Source organism: Enterobacter sp. N5-15, assembly GCF_057221635.1.
In genome coordinates this window covers 2,250,596-2,275,472 of the sequence record NZ_CM170150.1, presented here as the reverse complement: position 1 = coordinate 2,275,472, position 24,877 = coordinate 2,250,596, and the positions used below count along the sequence as shown (strand labels likewise).

At 56.4% G+C, this 24,877-nt stretch carries 29 protein-coding genes; 12 read left to right on the top strand and 17 right to left on the bottom strand.

The window, feature by feature from the left end; all coding sequences use genetic code 11:
• Positions 1–15 precede the first annotated feature (15 nt).
• On the bottom strand, positions 16–3,918 hold the full coding sequence (hrpA, locus tag AC2TE5_RS10905; protein WP_484613239.1) for an ATP-dependent RNA helicase HrpA: 3,903 nt from the start codon (positions 3,916–3,918) through the stop codon (positions 16–18).
• A 205-nt stretch (positions 3,919–4,123) separates the two neighbouring features.
• Between hrpA and azoR the strand changes: the two genes are divergently transcribed.
• A complete protein-coding gene (azoR, locus tag AC2TE5_RS10900; RefSeq protein ID WP_080327161.1) occupies positions 4,124–4,729 on the top strand; it encodes an FMN-dependent NADH-azoreductase in 606 nt (201 codons plus the stop codon).
• A 90-nt stretch (positions 4,730–4,819) separates the two neighbouring features.
• The gene (locus AC2TE5_RS10895) at positions 4,820–5,506 is read left to right on the top strand and encodes an RluA family pseudouridine synthase (RefSeq protein ID WP_484613238.1); all 687 of its coding nucleotides are present in this window, start codon (positions 4,820–4,822) and stop codon (positions 5,504–5,506) included.
• A gap of 7 nt (positions 5,507–5,513) precedes the next feature.
• Here AC2TE5_RS10895 and AC2TE5_RS10890 read toward each other — a convergent pair whose 3' ends face one another.
• A complete protein-coding gene (locus AC2TE5_RS10890) occupies positions 5,514–6,053 on the bottom strand; it encodes a DUF2058 domain-containing protein (RefSeq protein WP_029740565.1) in 540 nt (179 codons plus the stop codon).
• 253 nt (positions 6,054–6,306) lie between these two features.
• On the opposite strand from AC2TE5_RS10890, the gene AC2TE5_RS10885 reads away from it, so the two are divergent.
• Both AC2TE5_RS10885 and AC2TE5_RS10880 read left to right on the top strand, forming a co-directional pair.
• Positions 6,307–7,281 (top strand): DUF1852 domain-containing protein, encoded by a 975-nt coding sequence (locus AC2TE5_RS10885; protein WP_213329303.1) that lies wholly within the window; start codon positions 6,307–6,309, stop codon positions 7,279–7,281.
• A gap of 23 nt (positions 7,282–7,304) precedes the next feature.
• Positions 7,305–8,333, top strand: a complete 1,029-nt coding sequence (locus AC2TE5_RS10880) for a methionine synthase (protein ID WP_484613237.1) — start codon at positions 7,305–7,307, stop codon at positions 8,331–8,333.
• Between the two features lie 4 nt (positions 8,334–8,337).
• On the opposite strand, the gene AC2TE5_RS10875 is transcribed toward AC2TE5_RS10880, so the two are convergent.
• Positions 8,338–9,270 (bottom strand): LysR family transcriptional regulator, encoded by a 933-nt coding sequence (locus tag AC2TE5_RS10875; protein WP_484613236.1) that lies wholly within the window; start codon positions 9,268–9,270, stop codon positions 8,338–8,340.
• 95 nt (positions 9,271–9,365) lie between these two features.
• Here AC2TE5_RS10875 and AC2TE5_RS10870 point away from each other — a divergent pair, with 95 nt between their 5' ends.
• Complete coding sequence (locus AC2TE5_RS10870; protein WP_023335619.1) at positions 9,366–9,800, top strand: DMT family transporter; 435 nt, start codon at positions 9,366–9,368, stop codon at positions 9,798–9,800.
• A gap of 4 nt (positions 9,801–9,804) precedes the next feature.
• Positions 9,805–10,263: a DMT family transporter gene (locus tag AC2TE5_RS10865; protein ID WP_213820540.1), complete on the top strand. Its 459-nt coding sequence runs from the start codon at positions 9,805–9,807 to the stop codon at positions 10,261–10,263.
• Here the strand turns inward: AC2TE5_RS10865 and AC2TE5_RS10860 are convergent.
• The 8 genes from AC2TE5_RS10860 to AC2TE5_RS10825 are packed head-to-tail and all read right to left on the bottom strand — an operon-like array spanning position 10,260 to position 16,138.
• A complete protein-coding gene (locus AC2TE5_RS10860; protein WP_121423644.1) occupies positions 10,260–10,793 on the bottom strand; it encodes a DUF3833 domain-containing protein in 534 nt (177 codons plus the stop codon). The genes AC2TE5_RS10865 and AC2TE5_RS10860 overlap by 4 nt on opposite strands.
• Complete coding sequence (locus AC2TE5_RS10855; protein ID WP_484613235.1) at positions 10,790–11,311, bottom strand: hypothetical protein; 522 nt, start codon at positions 11,309–11,311, stop codon at positions 10,790–10,792. The genes AC2TE5_RS10860 and AC2TE5_RS10855 overlap by 4 nt, the downstream gene beginning before the upstream one ends.
• Positions 11,308–11,793 carry a DUF2878 domain-containing protein gene (locus AC2TE5_RS10850; protein ID WP_484613234.1) on the bottom strand — a complete coding sequence of 162 codons (486 nt, stop codon included), beginning with the start codon at positions 11,791–11,793 and terminating at the stop codon, positions 11,308–11,310. The genes AC2TE5_RS10855 and AC2TE5_RS10850 overlap by 4 nt, the downstream gene beginning before the upstream one ends.
• Positions 11,790–13,010 carry a class I SAM-dependent methyltransferase gene (locus AC2TE5_RS10845; RefSeq protein WP_484613233.1) on the bottom strand — a complete coding sequence of 407 codons (1,221 nt, stop codon included), beginning with the start codon at positions 13,008–13,010 and terminating at the stop codon, positions 11,790–11,792. The genes AC2TE5_RS10850 and AC2TE5_RS10845 overlap by 4 nt, the downstream gene beginning before the upstream one ends.
• A complete protein-coding gene (locus AC2TE5_RS10840) occupies positions 13,007–13,729 on the bottom strand; it encodes a DUF1365 domain-containing protein (RefSeq protein WP_213329314.1) in 723 nt (240 codons plus the stop codon). The genes AC2TE5_RS10845 and AC2TE5_RS10840 overlap by 4 nt, the downstream gene beginning before the upstream one ends.
• Entirely contained in the window at positions 13,726–14,991 is a 1,266-nt protein-coding gene (locus AC2TE5_RS10835; protein ID WP_484613232.1) for an NAD(P)/FAD-dependent oxidoreductase, read from the bottom strand. Before AC2TE5_RS10835 ends, AC2TE5_RS10840 begins: the two co-directional genes overlap by 4 nt.
• Positions 14,988–15,707, bottom strand: coding sequence for an SDR family NAD(P)-dependent oxidoreductase (locus tag AC2TE5_RS10830; protein ID WP_484613231.1), 720 nt, complete (start codon positions 15,705–15,707; stop codon positions 14,988–14,990). Before AC2TE5_RS10830 ends, AC2TE5_RS10835 begins: the two co-directional genes overlap by 4 nt.
• Complete coding sequence (locus AC2TE5_RS10825) at positions 15,704–16,138, bottom strand: nuclear transport factor 2 family protein (protein WP_484613230.1); 435 nt, start codon at positions 16,136–16,138, stop codon at positions 15,704–15,706. The genes AC2TE5_RS10830 and AC2TE5_RS10825 overlap by 4 nt, the downstream gene beginning before the upstream one ends.
• A 256-nt stretch (positions 16,139–16,394) precedes the next feature.
• On the opposite strand from AC2TE5_RS10825, the gene AC2TE5_RS10820 reads away from it, so the two are divergent.
• Together AC2TE5_RS10820 and AC2TE5_RS10815 are read left to right on the top strand one after the other, a co-directional pair.
• Positions 16,395–16,592 carry a hypothetical protein gene (locus AC2TE5_RS10820; RefSeq protein WP_023335609.1) on the top strand — a complete coding sequence of 66 codons (198 nt, stop codon included), beginning with the start codon at positions 16,395–16,397 and terminating at the stop codon, positions 16,590–16,592.
• 1 nt (position 16,593) lies between these two features.
• Entirely contained in the window at positions 16,594–17,376 is a 783-nt protein-coding gene (locus AC2TE5_RS10815; protein ID WP_213329322.1) for a hypothetical protein, read from the top strand.
• On the opposite strand, the gene AC2TE5_RS10810 is transcribed toward AC2TE5_RS10815, so the two are convergent.
• Positions 17,357–17,869, bottom strand: coding sequence for a GNAT family N-acetyltransferase (locus AC2TE5_RS10810; protein WP_484613229.1), 513 nt, complete (start codon positions 17,867–17,869; stop codon positions 17,357–17,359). The genes AC2TE5_RS10815 and AC2TE5_RS10810 overlap by 20 nt on opposite strands.
• A gap of 242 nt (positions 17,870–18,111) precedes the next feature.
• Between AC2TE5_RS10810 and AC2TE5_RS10805 the strand changes: the two genes are divergently transcribed.
• Positions 18,112–18,654, top strand: a complete 543-nt coding sequence (locus AC2TE5_RS10805) for a histidine phosphatase family protein (protein WP_213329550.1) — start codon at positions 18,112–18,114, stop codon at positions 18,652–18,654.
• 43 nt (positions 18,655–18,697) lie between these two features.
• Here the strand turns inward: AC2TE5_RS10805 and AC2TE5_RS10800 are convergent, their stop codons facing one another.
• From AC2TE5_RS10800 to AC2TE5_RS10790, 3 genes are all read right to left on the bottom strand, one after another.
• Positions 18,698–19,528 carry an oxidoreductase gene (locus AC2TE5_RS10800; protein ID WP_252034678.1) on the bottom strand — a complete coding sequence of 277 codons (831 nt, stop codon included), beginning with the start codon at positions 19,526–19,528 and terminating at the stop codon, positions 18,698–18,700.
• Positions 19,529–19,644: 116 nt separating this feature from the next.
• The gene (locus AC2TE5_RS10795; RefSeq protein ID WP_484613228.1) at positions 19,645–20,652 is read right to left on the bottom strand and encodes an AraC family transcriptional regulator; all 1,008 of its coding nucleotides are present in this window, start codon (positions 20,650–20,652) and stop codon (positions 19,645–19,647) included.
• Between the two features lie 39 nt (positions 20,653–20,691).
• The gene (locus tag AC2TE5_RS10790) at positions 20,692–21,183 is read right to left on the bottom strand and encodes an OsmC family protein (RefSeq protein ID WP_213329331.1); all 492 of its coding nucleotides are present in this window, start codon (positions 21,181–21,183) and stop codon (positions 20,692–20,694) included.
• A 121-nt stretch (positions 21,184–21,304) separates the two neighbouring features.
• Here AC2TE5_RS10790 and AC2TE5_RS10785 point away from each other — a divergent pair, with 121 nt between their 5' ends.
• On the top strand, positions 21,305–21,955 hold the full coding sequence (locus AC2TE5_RS10785) for a GntR family transcriptional regulator (protein WP_484613227.1): 651 nt from the start codon (positions 21,305–21,307) through the stop codon (positions 21,953–21,955).
• A 12-nt stretch (positions 21,956–21,967) separates the two neighbouring features.
• On the opposite strand, the gene AC2TE5_RS10780 is transcribed toward AC2TE5_RS10785, so the two are convergent.
• Positions 21,968–22,546, bottom strand: coding sequence for a TetR/AcrR family transcriptional regulator (locus AC2TE5_RS10780; protein ID WP_484613226.1), 579 nt, complete (start codon positions 22,544–22,546; stop codon positions 21,968–21,970).
• A 103-nt stretch (positions 22,547–22,649) separates the two neighbouring features.
• Between AC2TE5_RS10780 and AC2TE5_RS10775 the strand changes: the two genes are divergently transcribed.
• Positions 22,650–23,117, top strand: a complete 468-nt coding sequence (locus AC2TE5_RS10775; protein ID WP_032645324.1) for a nuclear transport factor 2 family protein — start codon at positions 22,650–22,652, stop codon at positions 23,115–23,117.
• Between the two features lie 39 nt (positions 23,118–23,156).
• Here AC2TE5_RS10775 and AC2TE5_RS10770 read toward each other — a convergent pair whose 3' ends face one another.
• Entirely contained in the window at positions 23,157–23,696 is a 540-nt protein-coding gene (locus AC2TE5_RS10770; protein WP_484613225.1) for an ester cyclase, read from the bottom strand.
• Between the two features lie 169 nt (positions 23,697–23,865).
• Here AC2TE5_RS10770 and AC2TE5_RS10765 point away from each other — a divergent pair, with 169 nt between their 5' ends.
• Entirely contained in the window at positions 23,866–24,777 is a 912-nt protein-coding gene (locus tag AC2TE5_RS10765) for a LysR family transcriptional regulator (RefSeq protein ID WP_484613224.1), read from the top strand.
• Positions 24,778–24,877 lie beyond the last annotated feature (100 nt).

Genomic DNA, 24,877 nt, shown 5'->3' with positions numbered 1-24,877 from the left:
AACCGGGCAAGGGTTTTAACCGGAGATCTGCTCCATCGCCTGCAGAATACGCTTATCCGAAATCGGATACGGCGTACCGAGCTGCTGGGCAAAGAAGCTGACGCGCAGCTCCTCGATCATCCAGCGGATCGCCTGAACGTCTTCATCATCGCGGCGCGCCGGCGGCAGCTTGTTTAGCCACTGCTGCCACGCCTGCTGCACGCTTTCCACTTTCAGCATCTGCGCGCGATCGCGGTGCGGGTCGATAGCCATTTTTTCCAGACGTTTTTCAATCGCCTGCAGATAGCGCAGCGTATCGCCGAGACGGTTGAAGCCGTTGCCGGTGACAAAGCCGCGATAGACCAGCCCCGCCATCTGCGCCTTCACGTCCGACAGACCCAGCGCCATGGTCATATCCACGCGCCCCTTCAGGCGCTTGTTGATATTGAACACGGCGGTGAGGATCTGCTCGACCTGTTTGGCAATCTCCACCACGGTGTCGTTCAGCTCCGCGCGCACCTTTTCATGAAGCTGAGCAAAGCCCTCTTCCGTCCAGACCGGACCGCCCGCCTCGTGGATCAGCTTGTCCACGCCGCAGGAGATGCAGTCGTCAATCAGATCCAGCACCTTGCCGTACGGGTTAAAGTACAGCCCCAGCTTGGCTTTGTTCGGCAGCTTCTCGTGCAGATACTTAATCGGCGACGGGATGTTCAGCAGCAGCAGGCGACGCAGCCCGCGCCACATCATCTGCTGCTGTTCCAGCGGGTTATCGAACAGTTTGATCGCCACGCTGTCGCGCTCGTCCACCAGCGCAGGCCAGGCTTTGACCTTATAGTTACCGCGCTTCTGTTCGTAGCTTTCCGGAAGCTGCCCAAAGCTCCAGATGTGCAGCCCGCTCTGCTCGATACCGTCGTCCGCCACCGCAGAAAGCGTCTCCTGAACTTTCCCTTTCAGCGACTCTTTCAGCTCGCTCAGCGAACGTCCTTCCAGCAGCTTTTTGTTTTTATCATCCACCACGCGGAAGCTGATTTTCAGGTGATCGGGCACCTGATCCCAGTTCCAGTCATCGCGGTCGATGGTGGTGCCGGTCATGCGCCGGAATTCACGCTCCAGCGCGTCCAGCAGCGGCAGCTCCAGCGGCGTGACGCGGCCTAAAAACGCTTCCGCGTAGTTTGGCGCAGGCACAAAGTTGCGGCGCACCGGCTTAGGCAGGGATTTGATCAGCGCAATCACCAGCTCGCGGCGCAGGCCGGGGATTTGCCACTCAAACCCGCCCTCATCGACCTGGTTTAACAGCGGCAGCGGAATATGAACGGTCACGCCATCCGCGTCGGCACCCGGTTCAAACTGATACGTCAGACGCAGCTTGAGGTTGCCCTGATGCCAGAAGTTCGGGTAGTCGAGCTTGCTGACCGACTCCGCCCCCTCTTTAATCAGCATGCTCTTTTCGAAGTTGAGCAGGTCCGGCGTCTCTTTGCTGGCTTTCTTCCACCAGCTGTCAAAATGGCGAGCGGAAATAACCTCGTGGCTGATACGCTGATCGTAAAACTCAAACAGCGCCTCATCGTCCACCAGAATGTCGCGGCGGCGGGACTTGTGCTCAAGCTCCTCCACTTCCGCGCGCAGCTTCAGGTTTTCGCGGAAGAACGCGTGGCGCGTCTGCCAGTCACCCTCTACCAGCGCGTGGCGGATAAACAGCTCGCGGCTGAGCGCCGGGTCAATCTGGCTGTAGTTGACCTTACGCGCGGCGACCACCGGCAGGCCGTAAACGGTCACCTTCTCGGTCGCCATTACCGCGCCCTGCGCGCGCTCCCAGTGCGGTTCACTGTACGAGCGTTTCAGCAGGTGCTGAGCCACCGGCTCCACCCATTCCGGATCGATACGCGCGGCAATGCGCCCCCACAGGCGGCTGGTTTCCACCAGCTCCGCAACCATGGTCCATTTCGGCGGCTTCTTGAACAGGCCGGAACCGGGGAAGATGGAGAAACGGGCGTTACGCGCGCCGGTATACTCCTGCTTTTCGGCGTCCTTCATCCCAATGTGGGACAGCAGGCCGGTCAGCAGCGCGATGTGAATTTCGCGGTACTCCGCCGGTTCGCTGTTAACCGGAATGCCCAGCTCTTTCACCACCTGGCGCAGCTGGGTGTAGATATCCTGCCACTCGCGCACGCGCAGGTAGTTGAGAAAATCCACGCGGCACTGACGGCGGAACTGGTTCGAGGAGAGCGCTTTCTGCTGCTCGCCGAGATAGTTCCACAGGTTTACGAAGGCGAGGAAATCGGACTCTTTGTCGTGGAAGCGACGGTGCTTTTCGTCGGACGCCTGCTGTTTGTCCATCGGACGCTCGCGCGGATCCTGAATGGAGAGCGCCGAGGTAATGATCATCGCCTCGCGCACGCAGCCGTGCTTCTGTGCTTCCAGCACCATACGGGCCAGGCGCGGATCCACCGGCAGCTGGCTGAGCTGGCGGCCCAGCGGCGTAAGCTTGTAGACCGTGGCCTGCTCGTCGGTGGTAATGGCACCGAGTTCTTCCAGCAGACGTACGCCGTCCTGAATGTTGCGTTTGTCCGGCGCTTCGACGAACGGGAACGCCGCGATGTCGCCCAGCCCCAGCGCGGTCATCTGCAGGATAACGGACGCCAGGTTGGTACGCAGAATTTCCGGGTCGGTAAATTCCGGACGCGACAGGAAATCATCTTCGGAATAGAGGCGAATACAGATCCCTTCCGACACGCGGCCGCAGCGGCCCTTACGCTGGTTGGCGGAAGCCTGAGAGACCGGCTCAATCGGCAGCCGCTGGACCTTGGTGCGATAGCTGTAGCGGCTGATGCGCGCCGTGCCCGGGTCGATAACGTATTTAATCCCCGGCACGGTCAGCGAGGTTTCCGCCACGTTGGTTGCCAGAACGATACGTCGCCCGCCGTGCGGCTGGAATACGCGGTTCTGCTCGCTGTTTGACAGGCGCGCGTAAAGCGGCAGGATCTCCGTGTGGCGCAGGTCGCGCTTGCTGAGCGCATCGGCGGTGTCGCGAATTTCGCGCTCGCCGCTCATGAAGATCAGAATGTCGCCCGCGCTTTCGTTGCCCAGCTCCTCAACGGCATCGAAGATGGCCTGCAGCTGGTCGCGCTCGGTATCATCCGCCTCTTCCACAATCGGTCGATAGCGCACCTCAACCGGATAGGTACGGCCAGAGACTTCGATAATCGGCGCATTGTTGAAATGCTTTGAGAAGCGTTCCGGGTCGATGGTCGCGGAGGTGATGATGATTTTCAGATCCGGGCGACGCGGCAGCAGCTCTTTCAGGTAGCCGAGCAGGAAGTCGATGTTCAGGCTACGCTCGTGCGCTTCGTCAATGATGATGGTGTCGTACTGCATCAGCAGGCGATCCTGCTGGATTTCCGCCAGCAGAATACCGTCGGTCATCAGCTTGACCATGGTGTTATCGCTAACGTGGTCGCTGAATCGCACCTTGTAACCAATGCAGCCACCCGGCTCCGTTTGCAGCTCTTCGGCAATACGGTTCGCCACGGTACGTGCCGCCAGTCGACGCGGCTGGGTGTGGCCAATCAGCCCTTTTAGCCCGCGCCCCAGCTCCATACAGATTTTCGGCAGCTGGGTGGTTTTCCCCGAACCGGTTTCACCCGCGACAATCACCACCTGGTGATCGCGTACGGCCTCGAGGATGTCCTGTTTTTTCTGGCTGACGGGCAGGTTTTCCGGGTAGGTAATCGCCGGGCGTGCGGCTTCACGCAGCACAACTTTCCCTGCCGCCTGTTCAATCTCTTTCGCCATCTCCTGGTAAATGGCCTGTTGTGCATCAGGATTTTTAACCTTCTTCACGCCGTGCAGACGGCGGACAAAGCGCTGTTTATCGCGCAGCATCAGAGAATCAAGCTGTTGCAGGAGCATCGGGAAGGTTAATTTTTGTTGTTCTGTCATAGCGTTAAAGGGCAGTACACGCCCTGATAAACTCTCTTTTTAATGATTGCTATAGAGTACCACATTGACGCCTTTAGCGCCTTATTCAAAAAATTCGAACATAGGCTTCGATATATTGCGCTATCTCTGTGGCAGGATTGTGAATAGAGTGTCAACAAGCAACGGGGCAACCCCCTTCAATCAAATGCAACAACAGGAATCACCCATGAGCAAAGTATTAGTTTTGAAATCCAGTATTCTGGCAGGGTACTCTCAGTCTGGTCAGCTGTCTGATTACTTCGTTGAACAGTGGCGTGAACAGCATTCTGCTGACGAAATCACCGTGCGTGACCTGGCTGCAAACCCAATTCCTGTGCTGGATGGCGAGCTGGTTGGCGCGCTGCGCCCAAGCGATGCACCTCTGTCTCCACGTCAGCAGGAAGCTCTGGCCCTGTCCGACGAGCTGATTGCTGAGCTGCAGGCGCACGACGTTATCGTCATCAACGCCCCAATGTACAACTTCAACATTCCTACCCAGCTGAAGAACTACTTCGACCTGGTGGCTCGCGCTGGCGTAACCTTCCGTTACACCGAGAACGGTCCTGAAGGTCTGGTGAAAGGCAAGCGTGCGGTTGTACTGACCAGCCGTGGCGGCATCCATAAAGACACCCCAACCGACCTGGTTGCGCCGTACCTGAGCCTGTTCCTGGGCTTCATCGGCATCACTGACGTGAACTTCGTGTTCGCGGAAGGTATCGCTTACGGTCCGGAAGTGGCGACCAAAGCGCAGACCGATGCGAAAGCCGCAATCGACAGCCTGGTTGCAGCGTAAGATTTTGCCCTCTCACCGCCAGGTGGGAGGGTTTTTCTTTTCTCCCGCATTTCGTTATCATCCGCTCCCACTCTCCAGCCGGGCGGCCTGATGTCTGCGATTACTGATTCTTTTATAGCCCCACCGTGTCACGACGACATTGAGATCCTCTGGCAGGATGAACATCTGCTGCTGATCAATAAACCTTCCGGTCTGCTCAGCCTCTCGGGCAAAAATCCGCAAAACCTTGATTCTGTCCATTATCGTCTGGTCCAGACGTTCCCCGGCTGCACGCTGGTACACCGTCTGGATTTTGGCACGTCCGGGCTGATGGTGGTTGCGCGCAATAAGGCCATCAACGCGGCGCTGTGCCAGCAGTTCAGCCAGCGCAGCGTGGAGAAAGTCTACAGCGCCCTGCTTTGCGGACATCTGGAAAACGATGAGGGAGTGATAGACGCGCCGATTGCCAAAGACCCGGCGCTGTTCCCGCTAATGTCGATCTGCGCCATCAACGGTAAACCCGCCCGCTCCCGCTATCGGGTGGTGGAACGGTTTTATCAGGAGACGGGGCTGCCGTTAACGCGGGTGAAACTGACACCGGAGACCGGGCGAACCCATCAGCTGCGTATTCACTGCCAGCAGCTGGGGCACCCGATTCTGGGCTGCGATCTGTATGGCGGTCTTGACGCGCAGGGGGCGGAACACGCGCCCCGGCTGATGCTGCATGCCAGCGAGTTGAATTTTATTCATCCCGTGAGCGGAGAGCCGGTTAACGCCCGTCACGCCGCCCCGTTCTGAATGCGGTTTACCACATCAAATCGTCAGGGATTTTGAAGTCCGCGTACGGATCGTCTTCGTCCTGTTCTTCCTGACTGAGCGCGCTGTTTAACACGATGCTGTCGGCATCGCGCTGGGCAATTTTATCGGCCACCACCGCCGGAATAATCGCGTATTCACAGTCGCCGCTGGCGTTAATGACCAGACGGGCAATAGCAAGACGGCCGTTGATCAGCTGAGCCTGAGTTTGCTTGTCGACCTCGATTTTTTTGATGAGATTGCCGTCGGTGAAGTTAAAGGTAATGTTGCCTCTCGCCACGGTGATGCGGTTCATCTCAATCAGCTGCTTCACCTGTGCTTTAAACTCTTTCGCCAGCACGGCCTGCTTCTGCTGCTCGCTCAGCTGCTTGTCGCGCTCGATCTGCGCCTTTTTGTTCTCTTCTACCGCTTCACGAGCTTCACGCGCCTGAACGCGTGATTTCTTTGCCGTGCGCTGCACTTTCGCCGCTTTCTTGCTGCTGACTAAGCCCGCTTTCAGCATCTGCTCTTGTAAGGTGAGTTTTGTCATGATCGTTTCTAAACCGGTTGGAAATTTTGGGGATTATAGCGGGAATTGAGGAAAGAGTGCGACATTAGCAGAACCGTAGGCCGGGTAAGCGCAGCGCCACCCGGCATGAAGGCAGCGACACCTCGAGCATTACACTTCATGAACTTCGCTCATGTTGCATTGAAATTAAGTCACTTCCCCTACGCTGCGGGCTCAGGCATAAATTATGCATCGGCAACTTCTTAGCAACATGAACTTAGGATGCATAACCACAATGAGCAAAGCTTTCACATATACCCTTAAGCGCAGTTGCTTCGATGAGAATTACAACCCGTCAGAAAATACGCGTACGACCACCAACTTTGCCAACCTGGCGCGCGGTGAAAAACGTCAGGAAAACCTGCGCAATACGCTGGTGATGATCAACAACCGCTTTAACGCCTTAGCGCGCTGGGATAACCCAAACGCCGATCGCTACGCGGTTGAGCTTGAAATCATCTCTGTCGATTTGAACATTGGCGCGGAAAAACCGTTCCCGGCCATTGAGATATTGCAAACCACTATTGTCGACAAAAAAAATAACCTGCGTATCCCAGGCATCGTCGGGAATAACTTCTCTTCTTACGTGCGGGACTATGATTTCAGCGTGCTGCTGCTGGAACACAACAAGAACCAGCCGCACTTCAGCATTCCGGAAAAGTTTGGCGAACTGCACGGCAATATTTTCCGCCACTTTGTGAATTCGCCGGAATACAAAGAGAACTTCAGAAAGGGACCGGTGATCTGCCTGAGCGTCTCCAGCAAAGACACCTACCGCCGCACCGGTAACCAGCACCCCGTGCTGGGCATTGAGTATCAGCCGGATGGCGAGTCGCTAACGGAACAGTACTTCGCGAAGATGGGCCTGCAGGTTCGCTATTTCATGCCGGAAAACAGCGTGGCGCCTTTCGCGTTCTTCTTTACCGGGGATTTGCTGAGTGATTACACCGATCTGGAACTGATTGCCACCATCAGCACGATGGAGACGTTCCAGAAAATCTATCGCCCGGAAATTTATAACGCAAACTCGACGGCGGGACTGTACTACCGACCGGATCTGAACCAGCAGGATCACTCCTTAACCAAAATTGTCTATGACCGGGAAGAGCGAAGCCAGCTGGCGATTGAACAGGGCCGCTTTACCGAAGCGTACTTCATTAAGCCTTACCAACATATTCTTGAGCAGTGGTCTGATAACTACACGCTTTAATTCATTCAAAAAGGTCTTTTATTATGAAAACATTGCTCCCGACGTCTACGGCTGGCAGCCTCCCTAAGCCGACCTGGCTTGCACAACCCGAAACGCTGTGGTCACCCTGGAAATTACAGGATCAGGAACTGCTGGCGGGTAAACAGGATGCGCTGCGCCTGTCTCTGGATGAGCAGATCCGTGCGGGAATCGATATTGTCAGCGACGGGGAACAGACCCGCCAGCACTTCGTCACCACCTTTATTGAACACCTGAGCGGCGTGGATTTCGAAAATCGCCAGACGGTACGCATTCGTAACCGCTATGACGCCAGCGTGCCGACCGTGGTTTCAGCCGTTGCGCGTCAGAAGCCGGTATTCGTGGACGATGCAAAATACCTGCGTCAGCTCACGGACAGGCCAATCAAATGGGCCCTGCCCGGGCCGATGACCATGATCGACACCCTTTACGACGCGCACTATAAGAGCCGCGAAAAGCTGGCCTGGGAATTTGCCAAAATCCTCAATCAGGAAGCGCGTGAGTTAGAGGCCGCAGGCGTCGATATTATCCAGTTTGATGAACCGGCATTTAACGTCTTTTTTGACGAGGTGAACGACTGGGGTATCGCCGCGCTGGAGCGCGCCGTTGAAGGGCTGAAGTGCGAAACCGCCGTACACATCTGCTACGGCTACGGCATCAAGGCCAATACGGACTGGAAAAAGACGCTCGGCTCAGAATGGCGACAGTATGAAGAGGCCTTCCCTAAGCTGCAGACGTCTAACATCGACATCATCTCGCTCGAGTGCCACAACTCCCGCGTACCGATGGATCTGCTGGAGCTGATCCGCGGTAAGAAAGTGATGGTCGGCGCGATTGATGTGGCAACGAACGCCGTTGAAACGCCGGAGGAAGTCGCCGATACGCTGCGTAAAGCGCTGCAGTTTGTCGATGCGGACAAGCTTTACCCGTCAACCAACTGCGGTATGGCTCCTCTCTCCCGCGAGGTTGCTAACGGCAAGCTGAGAGCGCTCAGCGCTGGCGCAGAAATTATCCGCAAAGAGCTCGGCGCGTAATCCTTTACGTTTGCCAGTACGGCGGCGTACCAAAGTGCTCGACGTAATAATCAATCACCGCCCTGACGTTCAGGGGCGGATGTCGGGCATCAGGATAGATCGCCGCAATAGCCTGCTGTTCCGTATTGATGGCACACTCCAGCGAAGGGAGGAGCGGAATCAGCTCGCCGCGCTGGAGCTGCTCGCTCACCAGCCAGTCCGGGAACAGCACGATCCCCATTCCACCCAGCGCCGCAGCCAGTAACGCTTCCGCATTATTGGAGGTCATCAATGGCGTAACGGGATAGTGTATCCACGCCTCGCCCTTCCTGCGAAACAGCCAGCGGTTAGGCCCTGACGATCCGCGATAGACAAGACAGTGATGACGGTTCAGATCGTCCGGCCCTTCAGGCGCACCCTGTTTTCGCACGTAGTCTGGCGATGCCGCCAGATGATAAATCTGCTGCCCGAACACCCGCGCATGAAACGAGGAGTCCGTCAGCACGCCAATCCGGAAGATCACGTCGGCGGCATCCCGATGGGGATCGATAAAATCATCGGTCAGCGTCAGCTCTACGCTGAGGCGGGGATAGCGTTCCGACAGGCCGGGAAGGCCGGGCGCAATATGCTTCTGACCAAAGAACACAGGTCCGTTAATGCGGATCGCGCCGGAAGGCTCCACCGCACGCGCGTCCAGCTCCCGGCGCGCCTCTTCCAGATTTTCCGCCATCGACCGGGCATAGCGAATAAACAGATGACCGCTTTCCGTCGGGATGACGGCCCGCGTATTGCGGTAGAAAAGCTGTTGACCGAGCGCATCCTCAAGCTGGTGGATCACGCGCGATATCTGCGAGGCCGATATCCCCTGCCGCCGCGCCACGACGGAGAAGTTCTGCGCTTCATACACGTCAATAAAGATCAGCAGCGCGCGGACGTTGATGTTGCTGGCGTCGACCATTAATGCATATCCTGCAAAGGTGTTTCCAGCATTATGGCATTTTTCTCACGAGGCTGCCGACGTAATCTTCTTCGCCTGAAAACGGAGGAAGCGTAATGCAGTTTGTGTTGATTTTACTGGTGATTGCCGGCGGGATGGGCCTCTCCGTCGAGGCTGGACTGCTGGGTCCGCTGGGCGGCGAAGTGGGTGACTTATGGGCGACGTTCAGCATCTTCGGCGTAGGCGCCGCGCTGACGTTTCTGCTGATGCTGTTTTTCAGCCCGCGTAACAGCCCGTCGTTTTTCGCACAGCCCGGCTGGCAGCTGCTCGGCGGCGTGCTTGGCCCTGTTTACGTGGTCATTTTGACCGTTGCGACCCCCGCTATCGGCATCGCAATGACCATGATTGGCATTCTGGCCGGTCAGGTCTTTAAAAGCCTGATCATCGATCACTTTGGTCTGCTGGGTACGCCACACAGAAAGATTAACGCGAAACGCATCGTGGCGCTGGTTTTTATTATTGCCGCACTGGTTCTGGTGGCACAGGGGTAAACGTATGACACTGATGATGATTCTTCTGGCCGTCTGTGGCGGCGCAACGCTGAGCATACAGGCAGCGATTAACGGGCAGCTCGGCAGCAGCGTGGGCGTTTTCAAGAGCGCGTTTCTGACGTTTTCCGTCGGCGCGCTGGTGACCGCCCTGCTCATTTTCTTCTTTGAGCCTAAGCAGGCGGTCACGCTGCTGGACGTGCCGAAATGGCAGCTCCTCGGGGCGATGTTTGGCGTGCCCTATATCGTGATAATGGTGCTCGCCGTACAGCGGATCGGCACCGCCGTCGCCACGGTGGCGGTGATATTCGGCCAGCTCGCCATGAGTATGCTGATTGATAACTTTGGCTGGCTGGGCAATCCCGCCATTCCGTTTTCACCGAGCCGTCTGAGCGCGGTGGTGTGCCTGGGGATTGCCCTGTACTTCATCTACTCCAGCAGCAAAACCGGCAGCGTCCGCGACTAAGCTGAGGTCTTACGGGTAAAGAACAGCGTCACCGTGGCGACGGTGACGCCAAATTTCTTCATCTCGGTTTTGTTAAACAGATGCGTCTCATCCTGCAGGTACATCCAGTCGTCGAAGTTCAGCAGCCAGGTGCTGCCGTTGGCCGTCACGTTCATGCTGTAATGCCAGTTAAAGGCGTTGCCTGCGGCCTGTCCCGTGGCAACTCCTTCAATATCCCCTGCCGTTCCCTCGTAGCGATCGTTCCCCACGCGGCGAATATGCCAGACCCGCTGCTGCTTCTCGCCATCGTCGTAGACAAAGTGCTCATTGAGCGTCAGCGTATCGCCGATAACGTCCCCGGCAATCTCAACGTGGAAACGGCGGATCTGCTTGCCGCTGCGATCCTGCACCATCCCCCACGCTTCGGTTTTGCCCTGGAAGTAGTGGAAGATATCAAGCCGCGGCTGCTGCTGGCGATACTCGGCCACCTCCGTGCTACAGCCCGCCAGCAGCATCGTGAATGCCAGCGCCATCATCAGGATACGTTTCATTTTTGGCCTCCGATTAACTGCTGACGCAGCTCAGGATATTGCGTGCGGGGATCGAGCCAGATGGCCAGAAAACGGGTGCTGAACGCTTCCGACTGGCGTGGTCCGAGTGGAATAAAGGTTTTCCGGGCAGCCGACTCGCGGTACCAGAACTGCCCCTGCTTATCGTTGAAAACAAACGCCAGCTGTGAACCCGGTCGGACATCCGGCCACAGCGACTGGAGCATCCGCAGCCAGGCTTCGCTTTGCGGCTCCTGCGCCAGGATGCCCTGCGCCTGCCACTGGTCGCGGGTCGCCTCAACCAGTTCATCGCGATCGATGTCGCGCGCATAGGTAATGATCAGCGCCTGATCCTGGTCCCGGCTGTAACGCCCATCAGGGGTGCGCAGCTGGGAGGTATAGACGGTGAAAGGTCCCCAGGTGAGCGTGGCGTCCCCCACCTTACGCCAGGCAAGCCAGTCGGCGGCCTGGGCAGCAGGCACAACCAGCGTTAGCCAAAGCAGCAAAAACGCAGCTCTCATTTTTGTCTCCCCATCAGCAGGTGGAAAAACAGCATCAACACCAGCCAGCCCGGCGCCATCCAGCTCACGACGATAAAGGTCGGCTCCAGAAACGTAATGCCCCCTAGCCGCTCGCCAAACAGGTAAGCCACCGGCCCCCCCGCGGCGGCCAGCAGGGTCAGCAGCCAGCCGGGTAACGTGGTGGTGCGTGTCAGCTGCGTCCAGACCGTGGCGAACATCAGCCACAGTGCCACCATCCATAACGGCATCAGGGACTCGCCGGTAAAGGCAATCAGCCCGGTCAGGGCCCAGAGGGCATCCAGCAGGCTGCCCGCCGCAGCCAGCCCAATAGCGTAAAAACGGTATGCAGGCGGCAAGAGCAGGCACGCCAGGATCGCCAGCGCGAACCAGATAATCAGGCCCTGTTCGCGAAAGAGCACCACCAGCGCCCAGTAAAGATCGAACGCGACGGCCAGCAGGAAGACCTGAAAATACCGTCTCATACGCGCTCGGCGGTCAGCTGCACCACGCTGATGGTGCGAGCGTTAAACCCGGCTTCGCAGTAGCCGAAGTAGTACAGCCACATGCGGCGGAACCGTTCATCGAAGCCGAGCTTTTCAATCTCCTGCCAGGCGTGGACAAAGCGCTGCCGCCAGTGGGCCAGCGTGCGGGCGTAGTCGGGGCCCATGTCGAAGAGGTTGCGCACCACGAAATCGGTGTGGCGCGTCATCAGCTCGTTCATCGCGGTAATGCTCGGCAAGAAGCCGCCGGGAAAAATGTAGCGCTGGATAAAATCGACGCTTTTGCTGTAGTCGCGATAGCGCTGGTCCTGAATAGTGATGGCCTGAATTGCCATCCGTCCTCCGGGGCGCAGCCGCGCCTGGCAGGTGCGGAAGAACGTCGGCAGATAGCGTTGCCCGACGGCTTCAATCATCTCTATCGAGACCAGCTTGTCGTACTGTCCGGTGAGGTCGCGATAGTCGCAGAGCAGCACCTCAACGCGATCCTGCAACCCGGCGCGGACGATCCGCTCGGTCGCCCAGATATATTGCTCCTGCGATAGCGTAGTGGTCGTTACCCGACAGCCATAATGACGGGCGGCGTATTCCGCCATCGCGCCCCAGCCGGTGCCAATTTCCAGCAGGTGGTCACCCGGGCTTAGCGCTAGCTGGTCACACAGGCGCGCCATTTTGGCCTGCTGGGCCGCCGTCAGATCCTGCTCGTCAGCGGTAAACAGCGCGCTGGAATAGAGCAGCTCCTTATCCAGAAAATGGGCATAAAAGGTATTGCCCAGATCGTAATGGGCGGCAATATTTTCGCGCGCCTGCAGGCGGGAGTTACGCCGCGTCCAGTGGCGTATCCGCTCCAGCGGCCTGCCGAGCAGGCGGAACCCGTTTTCCAGACGACCGAGCACCTCGCCGTTGAGCGCCAGCAGCTCCAGAAGCGGCGTGAGGTGCGCGGTTTCCCATTCGCCGTCCATCCAGGCTTCTGCCGCAGCAAGGCTCCCGCCCGTTAAGACGCGCCAGTAGACGCCGGGCGTGAGGATCTGCACGTCGGCATGCAGCGCGGAGGACGTCTCGCCAAAATGAAAGGTCTGTGCCCCTTCACGCAGCGTGAGCGAGCCGCCGCGGATGCCGCTTAACAGACGAAACAGCAGCCATCGCGCGAGGCGGACGTTGCGCGGGATATCGGGTTCTAACGCAAAGACGGGATCGGTCATGAGCGTTCACTCCTGCTGACGGGGTGGTTATACAGCGGCACGCGCTTGAGCCACAGGCGCAGCGCCTGCCAGTAAATGGCAAAAACGGTTTTCAGGGTCATGAGCGGGATGCGCAGCAACAGCGAGCGCAGCGCGGGGCGCGTCAACGGCTCCCGGCGCAGCGCGAGCGTGGCGTCAAAGACCTTCGCTTCCTGATGATTTTCAATGTGCATATGCAGCGAGTTATCCGGGTCGTTAAAGCGCCAGTGGTAGATCATGTCCATCGGGTTGAAGGGGGAAACGTGAAACGCTTTTTCCGTGGGCTGCGCATCCTGTCCGTTGACGGCATAGTAATGGCGTTCATTCCACGGCGTGTTGCGAACCTCCGCCAGCACCCAGCGCAGCGTTCCCTTCCCGTCGTAGCAGTAGTAAAAGTTGACCGGATTGAAATGAAAGCCGAAATAGCGCAGCTGCGTCAGAAGCATGACCCGCCCGTCCGGGCGTTCTCCGGTCAGGCTCTCCAGCCTGCTCAGCACGTTCTCTTTGAGCGGCGTACCGAGCGGGTAGTCGGCGTCGTGGAACGAGGCGCCGGCAAAGCGATTACGCCGCACGCCGACGGACGACAGCTGTGTCAGTTCATCGAGATCCAGCCAGGCCATAAAGACGCTGTAGCTAAATTCATGGGTTTTCGGCTGGAGGCGACGGTGGCGTAAGACGCCGTGGTAGAGGCAGCTGTTCATCTCAGTTCCCCCTCTCCGGCCGCTATCGCATTGACCACGTCCAGCGCGCTGCGCACGCCATCTTCATGAAAACCGTTGTACCAGTAGGCCCCGCAGTACCAGCTCCGGTTATGACCGTTGATCTCGCCGCGCCGCGCCTGCGCCCGCCAGCTTTGCGGGTTAAACAGCGGGTGTTCATAGACAAAGCGTTGCAGAACGAAGCGTTCATCTACCGGCGCGTCCGGATTCAGGGTGACGCAGAACAGCGGACTGCCCGCAGGCAGCCCCTGCAGGATGTTCATGTTGTAGGTGACGCAAGCGCTGGCCTGTTCCTGCGCGCTCAGGCGGTAGTTCCAGCTGGCCCACGCGCGCTGCCGCACCGGCAGCCAGCGCGGATCGCTGTGTAAAACGACCTCGTTGCGCTGCCAGCCGATATCGCCCAGCACCTCGCGCTCCGCGGGGGTCGGGTCATCAAGCATCGCCAGCGCGCTGGCGGAGTGGCAGGCAAAAATCACCCGATCGAAGGTCTGGCTGCCGTCTTCGAGCTGAAGCGTAACCCCGTGCTCGTGGCGGCTCACCCGCTGCACCGGCGCGTTCAGGTGCAGCGTCAGGCGGTCACCCAATTTTTCCATCATCGCGCGGATATACTCCCGCGAGCCGCCCGGCACCACGTACCACTGCGGGCGCTGGGTGATATCCAGCAGGCCGTGGTGGTGGAAGAAGCGCAAAAAGAGCGGCAGCGGGAAACGCTTCATCTCCTGCAGCGACGATGACCAGATGGCGGCCCCCATAGGCAGAATGTAGTGGCGCGCGAAAAACGGCGTGAAGCTGTGCTGTTCCAGAAACGTCTGCAGCGTGGCGTTCGGGTCCACCTCCCCGTCCAGCGCCTGTTTCGCCAGACGATTGAAGCGGACGATCTCCCCGAGCAGCCGCCAGAATACCGGATTCACCAGGTTTCGGCGCTGGGCAAACAGCGATGTCAGGGTGTGTCCGTTGTACTCCAGCCCCGTCGCCGGGTTGTGCACCGAAAAGCTCATCTGCGTTTTCTGCCCGCTGATGCCCAGCTCGCTGAGCAGGCCCATAAAGCGCGGATAGGTGCGGTCGTTGTAGACGATAAACCCGGTATCGATCGCGTATGTGCCCTGTGGCGTCGCCACGTCAACCGTTGCGGTATGGCCGCCGGGCGTGGCGCCCGCTTCAAACAGGGTCACCTGATGGTGTCCGGCCAGGCGCCAGGCGCAGGTCAGCCCGGCAATGCCGCTGCCGATAATCGCAATGTTCATGAACGCACCATCCTGCGCAGCAGCGCGCGCTGAAGAAACGCGGGCAGCCCGGAGAGCAACCGCAAAATAAAGCCGAACCCGTCAGGAAACGCGATATGCATTTTTCCTGCCGCCAGCCCGGTACGGATCGCCCTTACCGCCTCGTCGACGCTCACCCTGCCCGGCATGGCAAAATCGTTTTTGCGCGTCAGCGGCGTATCGACAAAGCCCGGGGAGACCACCGTCACGGCAATCCCTTTTGGCTCCCAGTCCAGCCGCAGACTTTCGGCAAACCAGCTCAGGGCCGCTTTGGACGCGCCGTAGGCCTCTGCGCGAGGAAAAGGCAGCCAGTGGGCCATCGAGCTCACCAGCACCACGCGGTTGCCAGCAGCCAGCTGCGCCTGCAGCGCGTCAAGGCAGTTCACCGGGCCAAGGAAATTTGTCGCCATAACCCGCTCCACCAGCGCCGCATCCACCACGCCCTGCTCGAGGTATTCGCAGGTGCCGGCGCAGAGGATAATCAGATCGGCGTAGCTGCCGGTCAGGGCCTGGCGACAGGCGTCCCTGTCTGTCATATCGAACAGGCGAACGGTGAGATTAGGGCAGGTCTGATGCAGCGCTTCAAGACGCGCCGGATCGCGTCCGCAGGCAATCACGTGGTAGCCGTCAGCAGCATAGGATTTCGCCAGCCCGGCACCGATGCCCGAGCTTGCGCCGGTAATCAGCACCGTCTTCATGATTTGACCCTCCGCTTCACGCCGCGCACCGCCCAGCCAAGCAGAGGAAGATGTTCGTAGATCATCTCTCCCGCATCGTAGTAGTCGCGCTGGTGCGTGATGAGATCGCTTTCCGTCTGTACCACTGAACACCCCGGCAGTTCAAGCGGCTCTCCCCCGGCGATGCGCGGGTGCGACCAGTGCATCATCCAGGTGACAACAAACCGGCTTTCGCTGCAAAGCGGCGAATCGATGGAAAAACGGCAATGCTCGACGTTGGCCAGCAGATGGGTGAAATAGCGCTGAAGCGCGAAAATCCCGTCATGCTCGCCAAACGGATCGATAAGCGTGGCATTCGAATGGTAAAGCCCCACCAGCGCGGACGGCGGCTGGCTATCCAGTGCGGCGTAGTACTCAACAAACCGACTCACGACAGAGGGCAAAGTGCTCATGGGTCACATCCTGGCTGTAAACAACGTGGCGTAATCGCATAATTAAAACTTACACAATTAACGTTATTTGTCCAAGTTTGTGGTGATTTATTTTTTATTTTAGATATACATCAATAGCTTAAGGATAGACAAAAGAGTGGATTTTGTAGGCCGGGTAAGGCGAAACCGCCACCCGGCTTTCACTTTCAGGATATCCTTAAGGCAAACTCGCCGGTCTTCTTCCAGGCTTATCCTTTTTATTCATAAGGATGCCCTCGTGAAACGTTTCTTTCTCTCCCTTTTCTCCAGCCCGGAATCCTTACTGCAGGTGATGAGTCAGCAGGAAATCATTGAAGCCGTCGAAGATGGCGATCGCATCATTATCGACCAGGACGGGAACGCCTCGGTGAACTACAAAAGCAACGAGGTGCGGCAGGATTTTCTGCGTCACGTCGACACGCTGAAGAGGGCCTGATATGGGAACGGCGATATTTATGGTGCTGATGGTATGCGGGTACTGGTACACCAGTCGCGACCTGTCGACCCGCTTTAAAATCAAGCGCTCATTTGGCTGGGACGTCTATTTCCTTGTGGCGCTGTACGGCTGTATTTTCGTTCTGCAGGGCGTGATTGCCACCGGTCTGCTCTGGCTGCTCCTGCTTACCCTTTCTGCCGCCAACAACGCTTTTCACTTTGCCTCACCGAAATATACCGACTGGCAAATCGACTTTATGAACTGGAGCTTTTTAGGCATTCAGGCGCCGGTGGTCGTGATGTTGGCGTTTGCCATCCTGTTTTGCCTCTACCGCTCTAACTGGGCAGGCAGCGCCAGGCTGGACGGTGAAAGCCGGAAAAAGCTCTACAAACGTCTGGCGCAGTCGAGCGGTATCGAACAACTGCTGTACCAGTGTATGGAGCAAGGCGAACTGGCGCAGGTTACGCTCCGGTCGAGGCGGATTTACGTCGGCATGATCCACACCGCGACGCTGGAATATGAAAAAACGGCCAATATCGTGCTGATCCCGATGTTAAGCGGGTACAGAGACGCGAAGACGATGAACTTTCGCATCGAGAATAATTACAGCAAGTGGTATGCGGAGCATGACATCACGCTCGACTCCGAACCCCGCAGCGCCATGTCATTCCGGAAGGTGATTTTACTCAATCAGATCGAGAGCCTCTCACTGTTCGACCCCGCCAGCGCCAGCGCGCTGTCGCTGGCACAGCATGACGCGCATTCTAAAGAGGCATCCCCATAATCCTGATTATGCTCTGCTGTGAAGCGGTTTCGAAAAGGACGTTCTTAACGCAGAGCATGCCCTGCTTCTGGTAGAACCGGTACGCTCCCGCGTTCTGCTCAAGCACCTCCAGCCAGAGATAGTCTTTCCCCCTGCTCCGGGCCATGTCGGTGATGCTGTTGAACATCACCTGACCATAGTTCTTGCTGGTCTCAGCGGGATCGAGGTAGAGCTTATTGAGGAGAACGCCCTTCTTGTCCGTTTCCGGGATCCTGGCATCCCAGGTCACTTTCATGAATCCCACTGGCCGATCGGTCTCGGCAACATACCAGGAAACAGCGTTGTCTTTCAGGCTCTGTTCAAGTACAGAAAGCGCGTAATCGCCGTGCAGAAAATCCTTCATCTCTGACTCTGACACCCACAAATGCTGAAAATGGGCGGGGTAAATGCGGTATCCCAGCTCGCTTAAGAGCGCTGAATCGGCCGCAGTGGCCTGTCGAATTCGAAGAGACATGGAGGGTATCCTTACTAACCCGCTTTACGTGTGATGCCGCGCGAAACGAGAAAGACAAAAAACAGTTAAATTCTTGCGACATATATTATTGTGGTGAACGACGTTAAGTACAGCCTGCAGGTGATGGATCTCGCCCTGACACACCAAAACGGGTGGGTGAAAACGCTCACCAGTTCGCGCTAGTCTGGCTGTGATGAATGGTAGATCAGGACTCGCGATTAGAAGGTATGGAAATTATTTTGATGCGACATGGAGAACCCCATTACAGGGGCGCGCCAAAGGTCTCGTGCAGGGAAATGGCGGGGTGGATCGACAGCTACAACCACTCTTCGACGGGCAGCGACAGGCCGCCTGAAATGGCGCAAATCCAGGCGTACCGCGCGCTCGCTTTCCTCAGCAGCCCTCTCCCGAGAGCCCTCTCATCGTTAAAAACGCTGGGGTGTGAACCGGGCGTAATTGATGATGTATTTCGGGAAGCGGAACTGCCGGTATTTCGTATCCCAGGGTTACGGTTATCGCCTTTTTACTGGGCGGCGCTGTTTCGTATACTTTGGCTCTGCGGCCTGTCTGGCGAGGCAGAGTGCGTTAACAGCGCAAAAAAGCGTGCCGCTAGGGCGGCCGAGATCCTCGTGACGGCGGCTAAGGGATCCGACGGACCCGTTTTGCTCATGGGGCATGGGATCATCAATCGGTTTATTGCAAAAGAACTGATTGCATCAGGCTGGAAAGAACAGACTCGTCCGGGTAAGGGGTACTGGGGAGCGGGTGTTTACAGCGTTGTGTAGCGGCACATGCGGAGCCGAGGGTTTTTAATCCTCGGCGCTCGGGTCATCGGGTCTGGCTAAGAATAATGCGATCGAACAGACGGTCACCCAACCAGACGCGCATGCCGATGAGCATCCTGGCATACTTGCCGGCTGCATAGCGCGTACGCGGATGAGGACTTTTAACGGCGCGGGCAACCACGTCCGCAATCACCTTCGGGTCGCTGCCTCTGCCATTCCCATAAGCATTTTTGACCGAGTTCGCCACGTTCCCCACCAGATGACCATAAGGGCCACTAGCTGAACGTTTGACAAAATTGCCGCTGACCACATCACCAAAGCCTGTCTCGATTAAACCCGGTTCTACAATCACAACCTTTATGCCAAATTCAGCCACTTCAAGACGCAGACAGTCAGACCATCCTTCGAGCGCATGTTTCGTTGCGTGATACCATGCTCCCAGAGGGGTGTAAATCTTCCCTCCTATCGAAGTGATGTTGATAATGTAGCCACTGCGTCTGGCGCGCATGGTCGGGAGCAGCAGCTGCGTAAGGCGGGCCGCTCCAAACACGTTAACCTCAAACTGATAGCGAGCTTCATCAATACCGATCTCTTCTACCGGCCCATAGAGCCCAAAACCCGCATTGTTGACCAGTACGTCAACCCCACCCGTCTGCGACACGATGGTATCCACCGCAGCCAAAATGTCTTCATCACGTGAGATATCCATCCGCAGAGGGCGCGCGCCAAGCTGGGCGAGATCGTTCATTTTCTCAACGCTGCGGGCAGCAGCGTAAACCTGATAGCCATCCTGAATAAGACGACGGGCGATGACTTTGCCCATACCTGACGATGCACCGGTGACCAGCGCGGTTTTCTTGTCCTGAGTAAACATAAATACCTCGGTGAGTAGACTGTCGTTAGTTTGCCCTCCCTCGGCCCCGCGTTAACTAGCGCATCGCGCCATATGACTCGCAAACTGCGCCATTATAGCGATAGATATGCCCGGATTTACTCAAGGCGCATGGCTGTTCTGGCCGCTTCAGGAGTCTGGCCCGTCCAGGTCATAAATGCGCGATAGAATGAGTTAGGATCTTCGAAACCCAGTAAAAATGCGATCTCATACCCGGAAAGACGCGTATTGCGAAGATAATGACGGGCCAGGTGTTCACGACACGCGTTGACAAGGTTGCGAAAATTATCCCCTTCCTGCTCAAGCCTGCGCTGCAGCGTGCGTTTGCTCATTCCCAGGCGCTCCGCCGCTTTTTCAATTGTCGCTTCGTTACCGGGAATAAGTTCCAGGAGTACCGCACGAACGCGCTCGGCGGTTGAAGCCTGTTCATTTAACTGACCGAGACGACGCTGCAGTTCCGGTTCAAATACCTGCCACATTCCCTCATTTACCGTTAAAAAGGGCCGAAGCGCATCGGCTGCGGAAAAGCTGATGACAGGCTGTTCTCCGTATTGCACGTCAGTACCAAAGAAACGCGAAAAGTGGCTGTTCTGAACCGCTGACGGTAGCGCAGAAACGCAGATCCGTAAGGGATTAACCGGTTCGCGGGTCCCCAGCCGCAGAAGTTTGAGCAGGAAGCCCAGCTCTGCCACCTGCAGAAACGGCGGGAGATCTGTCGCAAAAAGCCAGCGCGGTGAAACGGTAAGGTTGCCGTTTTGGTCGACCGTTGTCTCCAGAACCATGGGGGCAATAAGCTGTTTATATCTGGCCAGACGCTGGACAGCCTGCATCATATTGCTACTGCACAGTGCGGCAAAAAGTGGCGGATCAAACACATCCGCAGAGATTAACTCAATGAGCGGGACGGGAAAGGCAGGATCGTTCGTTTCGGCCTCCAGCGCGTTCCAGAAGCGGATGTATTCATTCGTATCGAGTCCGCGCGCTTTTTGCAAAAAGAGATCGTCAGGTAATCCTGCCCTGCGGAGAATGCGTTCTGGCTCAAGCCCCGCGTCTTTCAGCAGCGTTTTCCAGCTTATATCGAGGGCGAAAGTACGGTTATAGGCCATTTGCTCATTCCCGGTGTGAAGGTTATTCAACGCTTAGCGCTATTGCTCATCCACAGGTGAACTGGCGCTATGCAGTATTGTTGGCTGGCAGGTCACCGGGAAATTCAGTGAGTTAGCAATAAAGCAAAGCTCATGAGCGCGGTGATGGAGTTCCACCGCGAGATCGATATCATCCCCAGGACGAAGCGTGATGTAGGGTTTGAGCACGATAGAGGTGAAGCATCCTTTTTCTCCTTCGCGCATCGTTCCTTCCGCCCGGTCAATATAGGTATAAACGCTTATCCCCGCTTCCGCGCAAAGATGCAAATACCATAATTTGTGACAGGCAGAAGCTGACGCGACAAGAAGATCTTCAGGATTCCAGCAAGATGCATCGCCAAGAAACGCAGGATCTGATGAGCCTGAAATCGGAGATTTATCACCCGCCGTGATGTCATAAAGCCGATCGTAGGCTTTATAGGATTCCGTCCCCCGGCCTTTGTTCCCTTTCCACTCAACCTTAACCTGATAATGATGCTCACGATGGCTCATCTTGATGCTCCCAATAATGATATCCGATGGATTTTGCTGACAATGTTTGTTCGCACATCCCCTGTCTCGACGTAAGCTATCAGATGGTATACCATTATTCCATCTTTTCAGGAGAAAAAGTATGCAACTGAACGCCCTTTCGACGCCGGACGTGCTCGCCAGTGAATTAAGAAAGATGATCAACAGCGGACGTATGCGTGATGGAGAGAGGCTTGTTGAAAGGGATCTCGCCAGTCATTTTTCTGTCAGCCGAATTCCCATGAGAGAAGCGATCAGACAGCTTGAACGCGATGGGCTGGTGGAAATTTTCAGGAATCGCGGCGCTGTTGTCAGAACGCTATCCGTCGAGGATCTGGATGAGATTTACTCTCTACGCGCCTTGCTGGAAGGTGAAGCCGTCTTTCAGAGCGCGAAAACCGTGAGCTCTGATACGCTAATGAGGGCCGAACTGGCGCATGCGCTGCTCGCCAGAACGACTGAATTTGAAATGCAGGGCACTCTAAACCGGGAGTTCCACGATCTTCTCTACAGCGGGTGCAAAAACCAACGCCTGCTGAGGCTGATTAATGATACCCGCAATCAGATAGAGCGGTATGAATACCTTCAGCGAAAGCTCCTTTCCGAAACCCCGGTTTTTCAGGATGACCATGAAGGTATCCTTACAGCCTGCAAGGAACGGGATGCAGAGAAAGCGCGAGCTGAAGTCATGCGACATATTCATAGTGCCGGAGAAATGCTGAAAACGTTTATCAGCCGTCGCGTTGAGGGTTAAGGGGAAATCTCATTAGCCCCCCATTAACCCGGCTAATGCCCTCTTCAACGAATTGATGACCTCATCCGTATCCATACCCATTTGCGCATGAATAATTGCGCCGTCAATGAGCAGCATGATCTCATTGACGACGCGCTCGTCCGCGATCTTCGTCAGCGATGCAATAATTTTCTTTGTTTCGCATTTATGATTGCGGCAAATCTCTTTTATTTCGCTTTCAATATCTTCCGATTTTGCCTCTGCGCTGGCGTTAATAAACGCGCAGCCGTGAAACTCGGGCGAAATAAACCATTCGTAAAGCGTTGCAGATATCGCATCAAAAGGTATTTCACCTTCGACGAGATGTCGACGCAGCGTGGATTCAAACCAGCTAATCCATATTTCATGCCGATAGTGCAAATAGGCGAGAATAAGTAAACTTTTACTCGGAAAATAGCGATAGAAAGTCACCTTGGTCACTTTCGACGCTTTAATCAGCGTGTCCACGCCCGTCGCCCTGAAGCCCGTGGAATAAAACAGATCGTGCGCCGTAAGTAATATCTTATCTCTGACGCTGATTTTTTTCTCGTTGCCTGCGGATTCTGTTTTCACTTTTGGGTGGCCTCAAAACGGATGTTGACAGCGTTATTTTACAGGCATAGATTACCGCATGTAGACAGATCTGTCTACATCATATAACGCAGAGGTAATAGCAATGAACACTCGTCCTCCTTTACCGCCCTTCACGCGTGAAAGCGCCATCGAAAAAGTCAGACTGGCAGAAGATGGCTGGAACAGCCGCGACCCGGCGAAAGTCGCGCTTGCCTATACGCTGGATACCCAGTGGCGCAACCGCGCAGAGTTCGCCACTAACCGCGAAGAAGCCCGGGCGTTTCTGGAGCGGAAATGGAAAAAAGAGCTGGACTATCGTCTGATTAAAGAGCTCTGGGCATTTACGGATAACCGGATCGCGGTGCGCTATGCCTATGAATGGCATGATGATTCCGGCAACTGGTTCCGCTCGTATGGCAATGAAAACTGGGAGTTTGAGCCGGACGGACTGATGAAGCGACGCTTTGCCTGCGTAAACGATATGCCGATAAAAGAATCCGAGCGTCTGTTCCACTGGCCGTTGGGCAGACGCCCGGACGATCACCCCTCGCTGAGCGATCTTGGCTTATAGGATTTTCGCATCACTCCGGGCCGACCCGGAGTGATGAATTTACAGGGCGCCCAGCTGTTTCATCAGCGTCAGGTTGTCCTCAATATGCCAGTTAGCCACAATCTTACCGTCAGCGATCTCATAAATATCCGTGGCGATAAAATCTATTTTCTGCCCCTTTCCTTTCAGCTTGCCAAATGTCCCGGTGAAGGTACCGTGAAAATGTAAATGCGAAACCACGCGATTGCCTGAAATAATCATTTGCTCAACGTCACAGCGCAAATCAGGCACGGCGGCACGAAACGCCCGGGAGGCTAAAATAGCGCCTTCGGGACCCTGCTTACGACCTTCCGGAGGCGTTTTATCAACAAAACTTGCCGCCAGGGCATCACGGGCCAGCGTTTCATTACCGGTGTTCCAGAACGAGGCATATTCACGGGAAACAGCTTCATTCGTCTTTAATTGCGTCTTTGGCAGGCTGTTGTCAATAATAAGCCGCTCCGGTTTCAGCCATTCCCCCTGCGTCGAAAACGCGGTTCCCGACAGACCTGCAAGAATAACCATCGCTACAGCGGAATTGAAATACGTAGAAAATTTCATGATATCTCTCAAAAGTATATTACGTTACCCGCAGACAATTTCCTGCGGTTCAAAAGTGAGGTACGTTGCAGGTTTTCACCCCTTATCGTTTGGTGAAATCACTTTACAGGCGGCATCGGGTTTTGATAATTACGCTAAAAGCAGATGCACTTTTCGGAAAATATGAATAATGGGCAAACTCGAAGACATGGCGTTACTGGTTGAAGTGGCCGAGGCCGGCGGTCTTTCTGCCGCCGGACGACGCCTGTCGCTTTCCCCCGCCACCATGACGGCCAGGCTGAAGGCGATTGAGGAGCGTTACCAGACGCGTCTGTTTCACCGTTCAACGCGGTCCATCACGCTGACCCGCGCCGGAGAAGAGTTTTACCATGCCGCGCTGCGCGTGCTGGAGGAAGTGCATCACGCCGAGTCGTTACTAACGCAAAAAGAAGGCGTGCTCAGCGGCAACATTCGCCTTTCTGCACCCTCGGACTTTGGTCGGCAGTATCTTAGCCCCGCCGTTGTGGAATTCTCCCGATGCCATCCTGACGTTAAATTTTTCATCTCATTAAGAGAACACGTTGAGGACCTGGTCGCTAACCGGCTGGATATGAGCGTGCGTTTCGGCAACCTGCCGGACAGCAGCCTTGTCGTCAGAAACATCCGTCCGAACCATCGGGTGCTGGTCGCCTCCGGGGAGTACCTTAACGAACGCGGTATCCCCTCCACGTTTGCAGATTTAACCCGGCACCGGTGCCTGGCGCTTGAGTCTCAGGGCGTGGTGATGAACGAATGGCGCTTTGAAACCAACGGCGAGGAAAGCATTGTTCGCGTAGAGCCTGCCATGGTGTGCGACGACGGGGCATTGCTTCGCCAGTGGGCTCTCAGCGGGGCTGGCATCGCGGGGAAATCGTGGTGGGACGTCAAAGACGATGTTGAAACCGGAAGGCTCACGGTGCTGTTTGCCGACAGCTTCACCGGCTTTAGCCGATACGATCGCAAAGATGTCGGGCTGCAGTTTGTTTACCCGCAGCGCAAACTGCAGCCGCTTCAGGTCACGGCGTTTAGCCAGTTTTTTCTCGACTGGCTAAAAAAGCATTAAATGAGATCGCGTCAGGCACCTGCGGTTAATTTGTCGCCAAAATAAGAGATAGCGCGCATTTCGGTGACAACCTCAGGACTACCCTAGGAGCGGTTTTCAG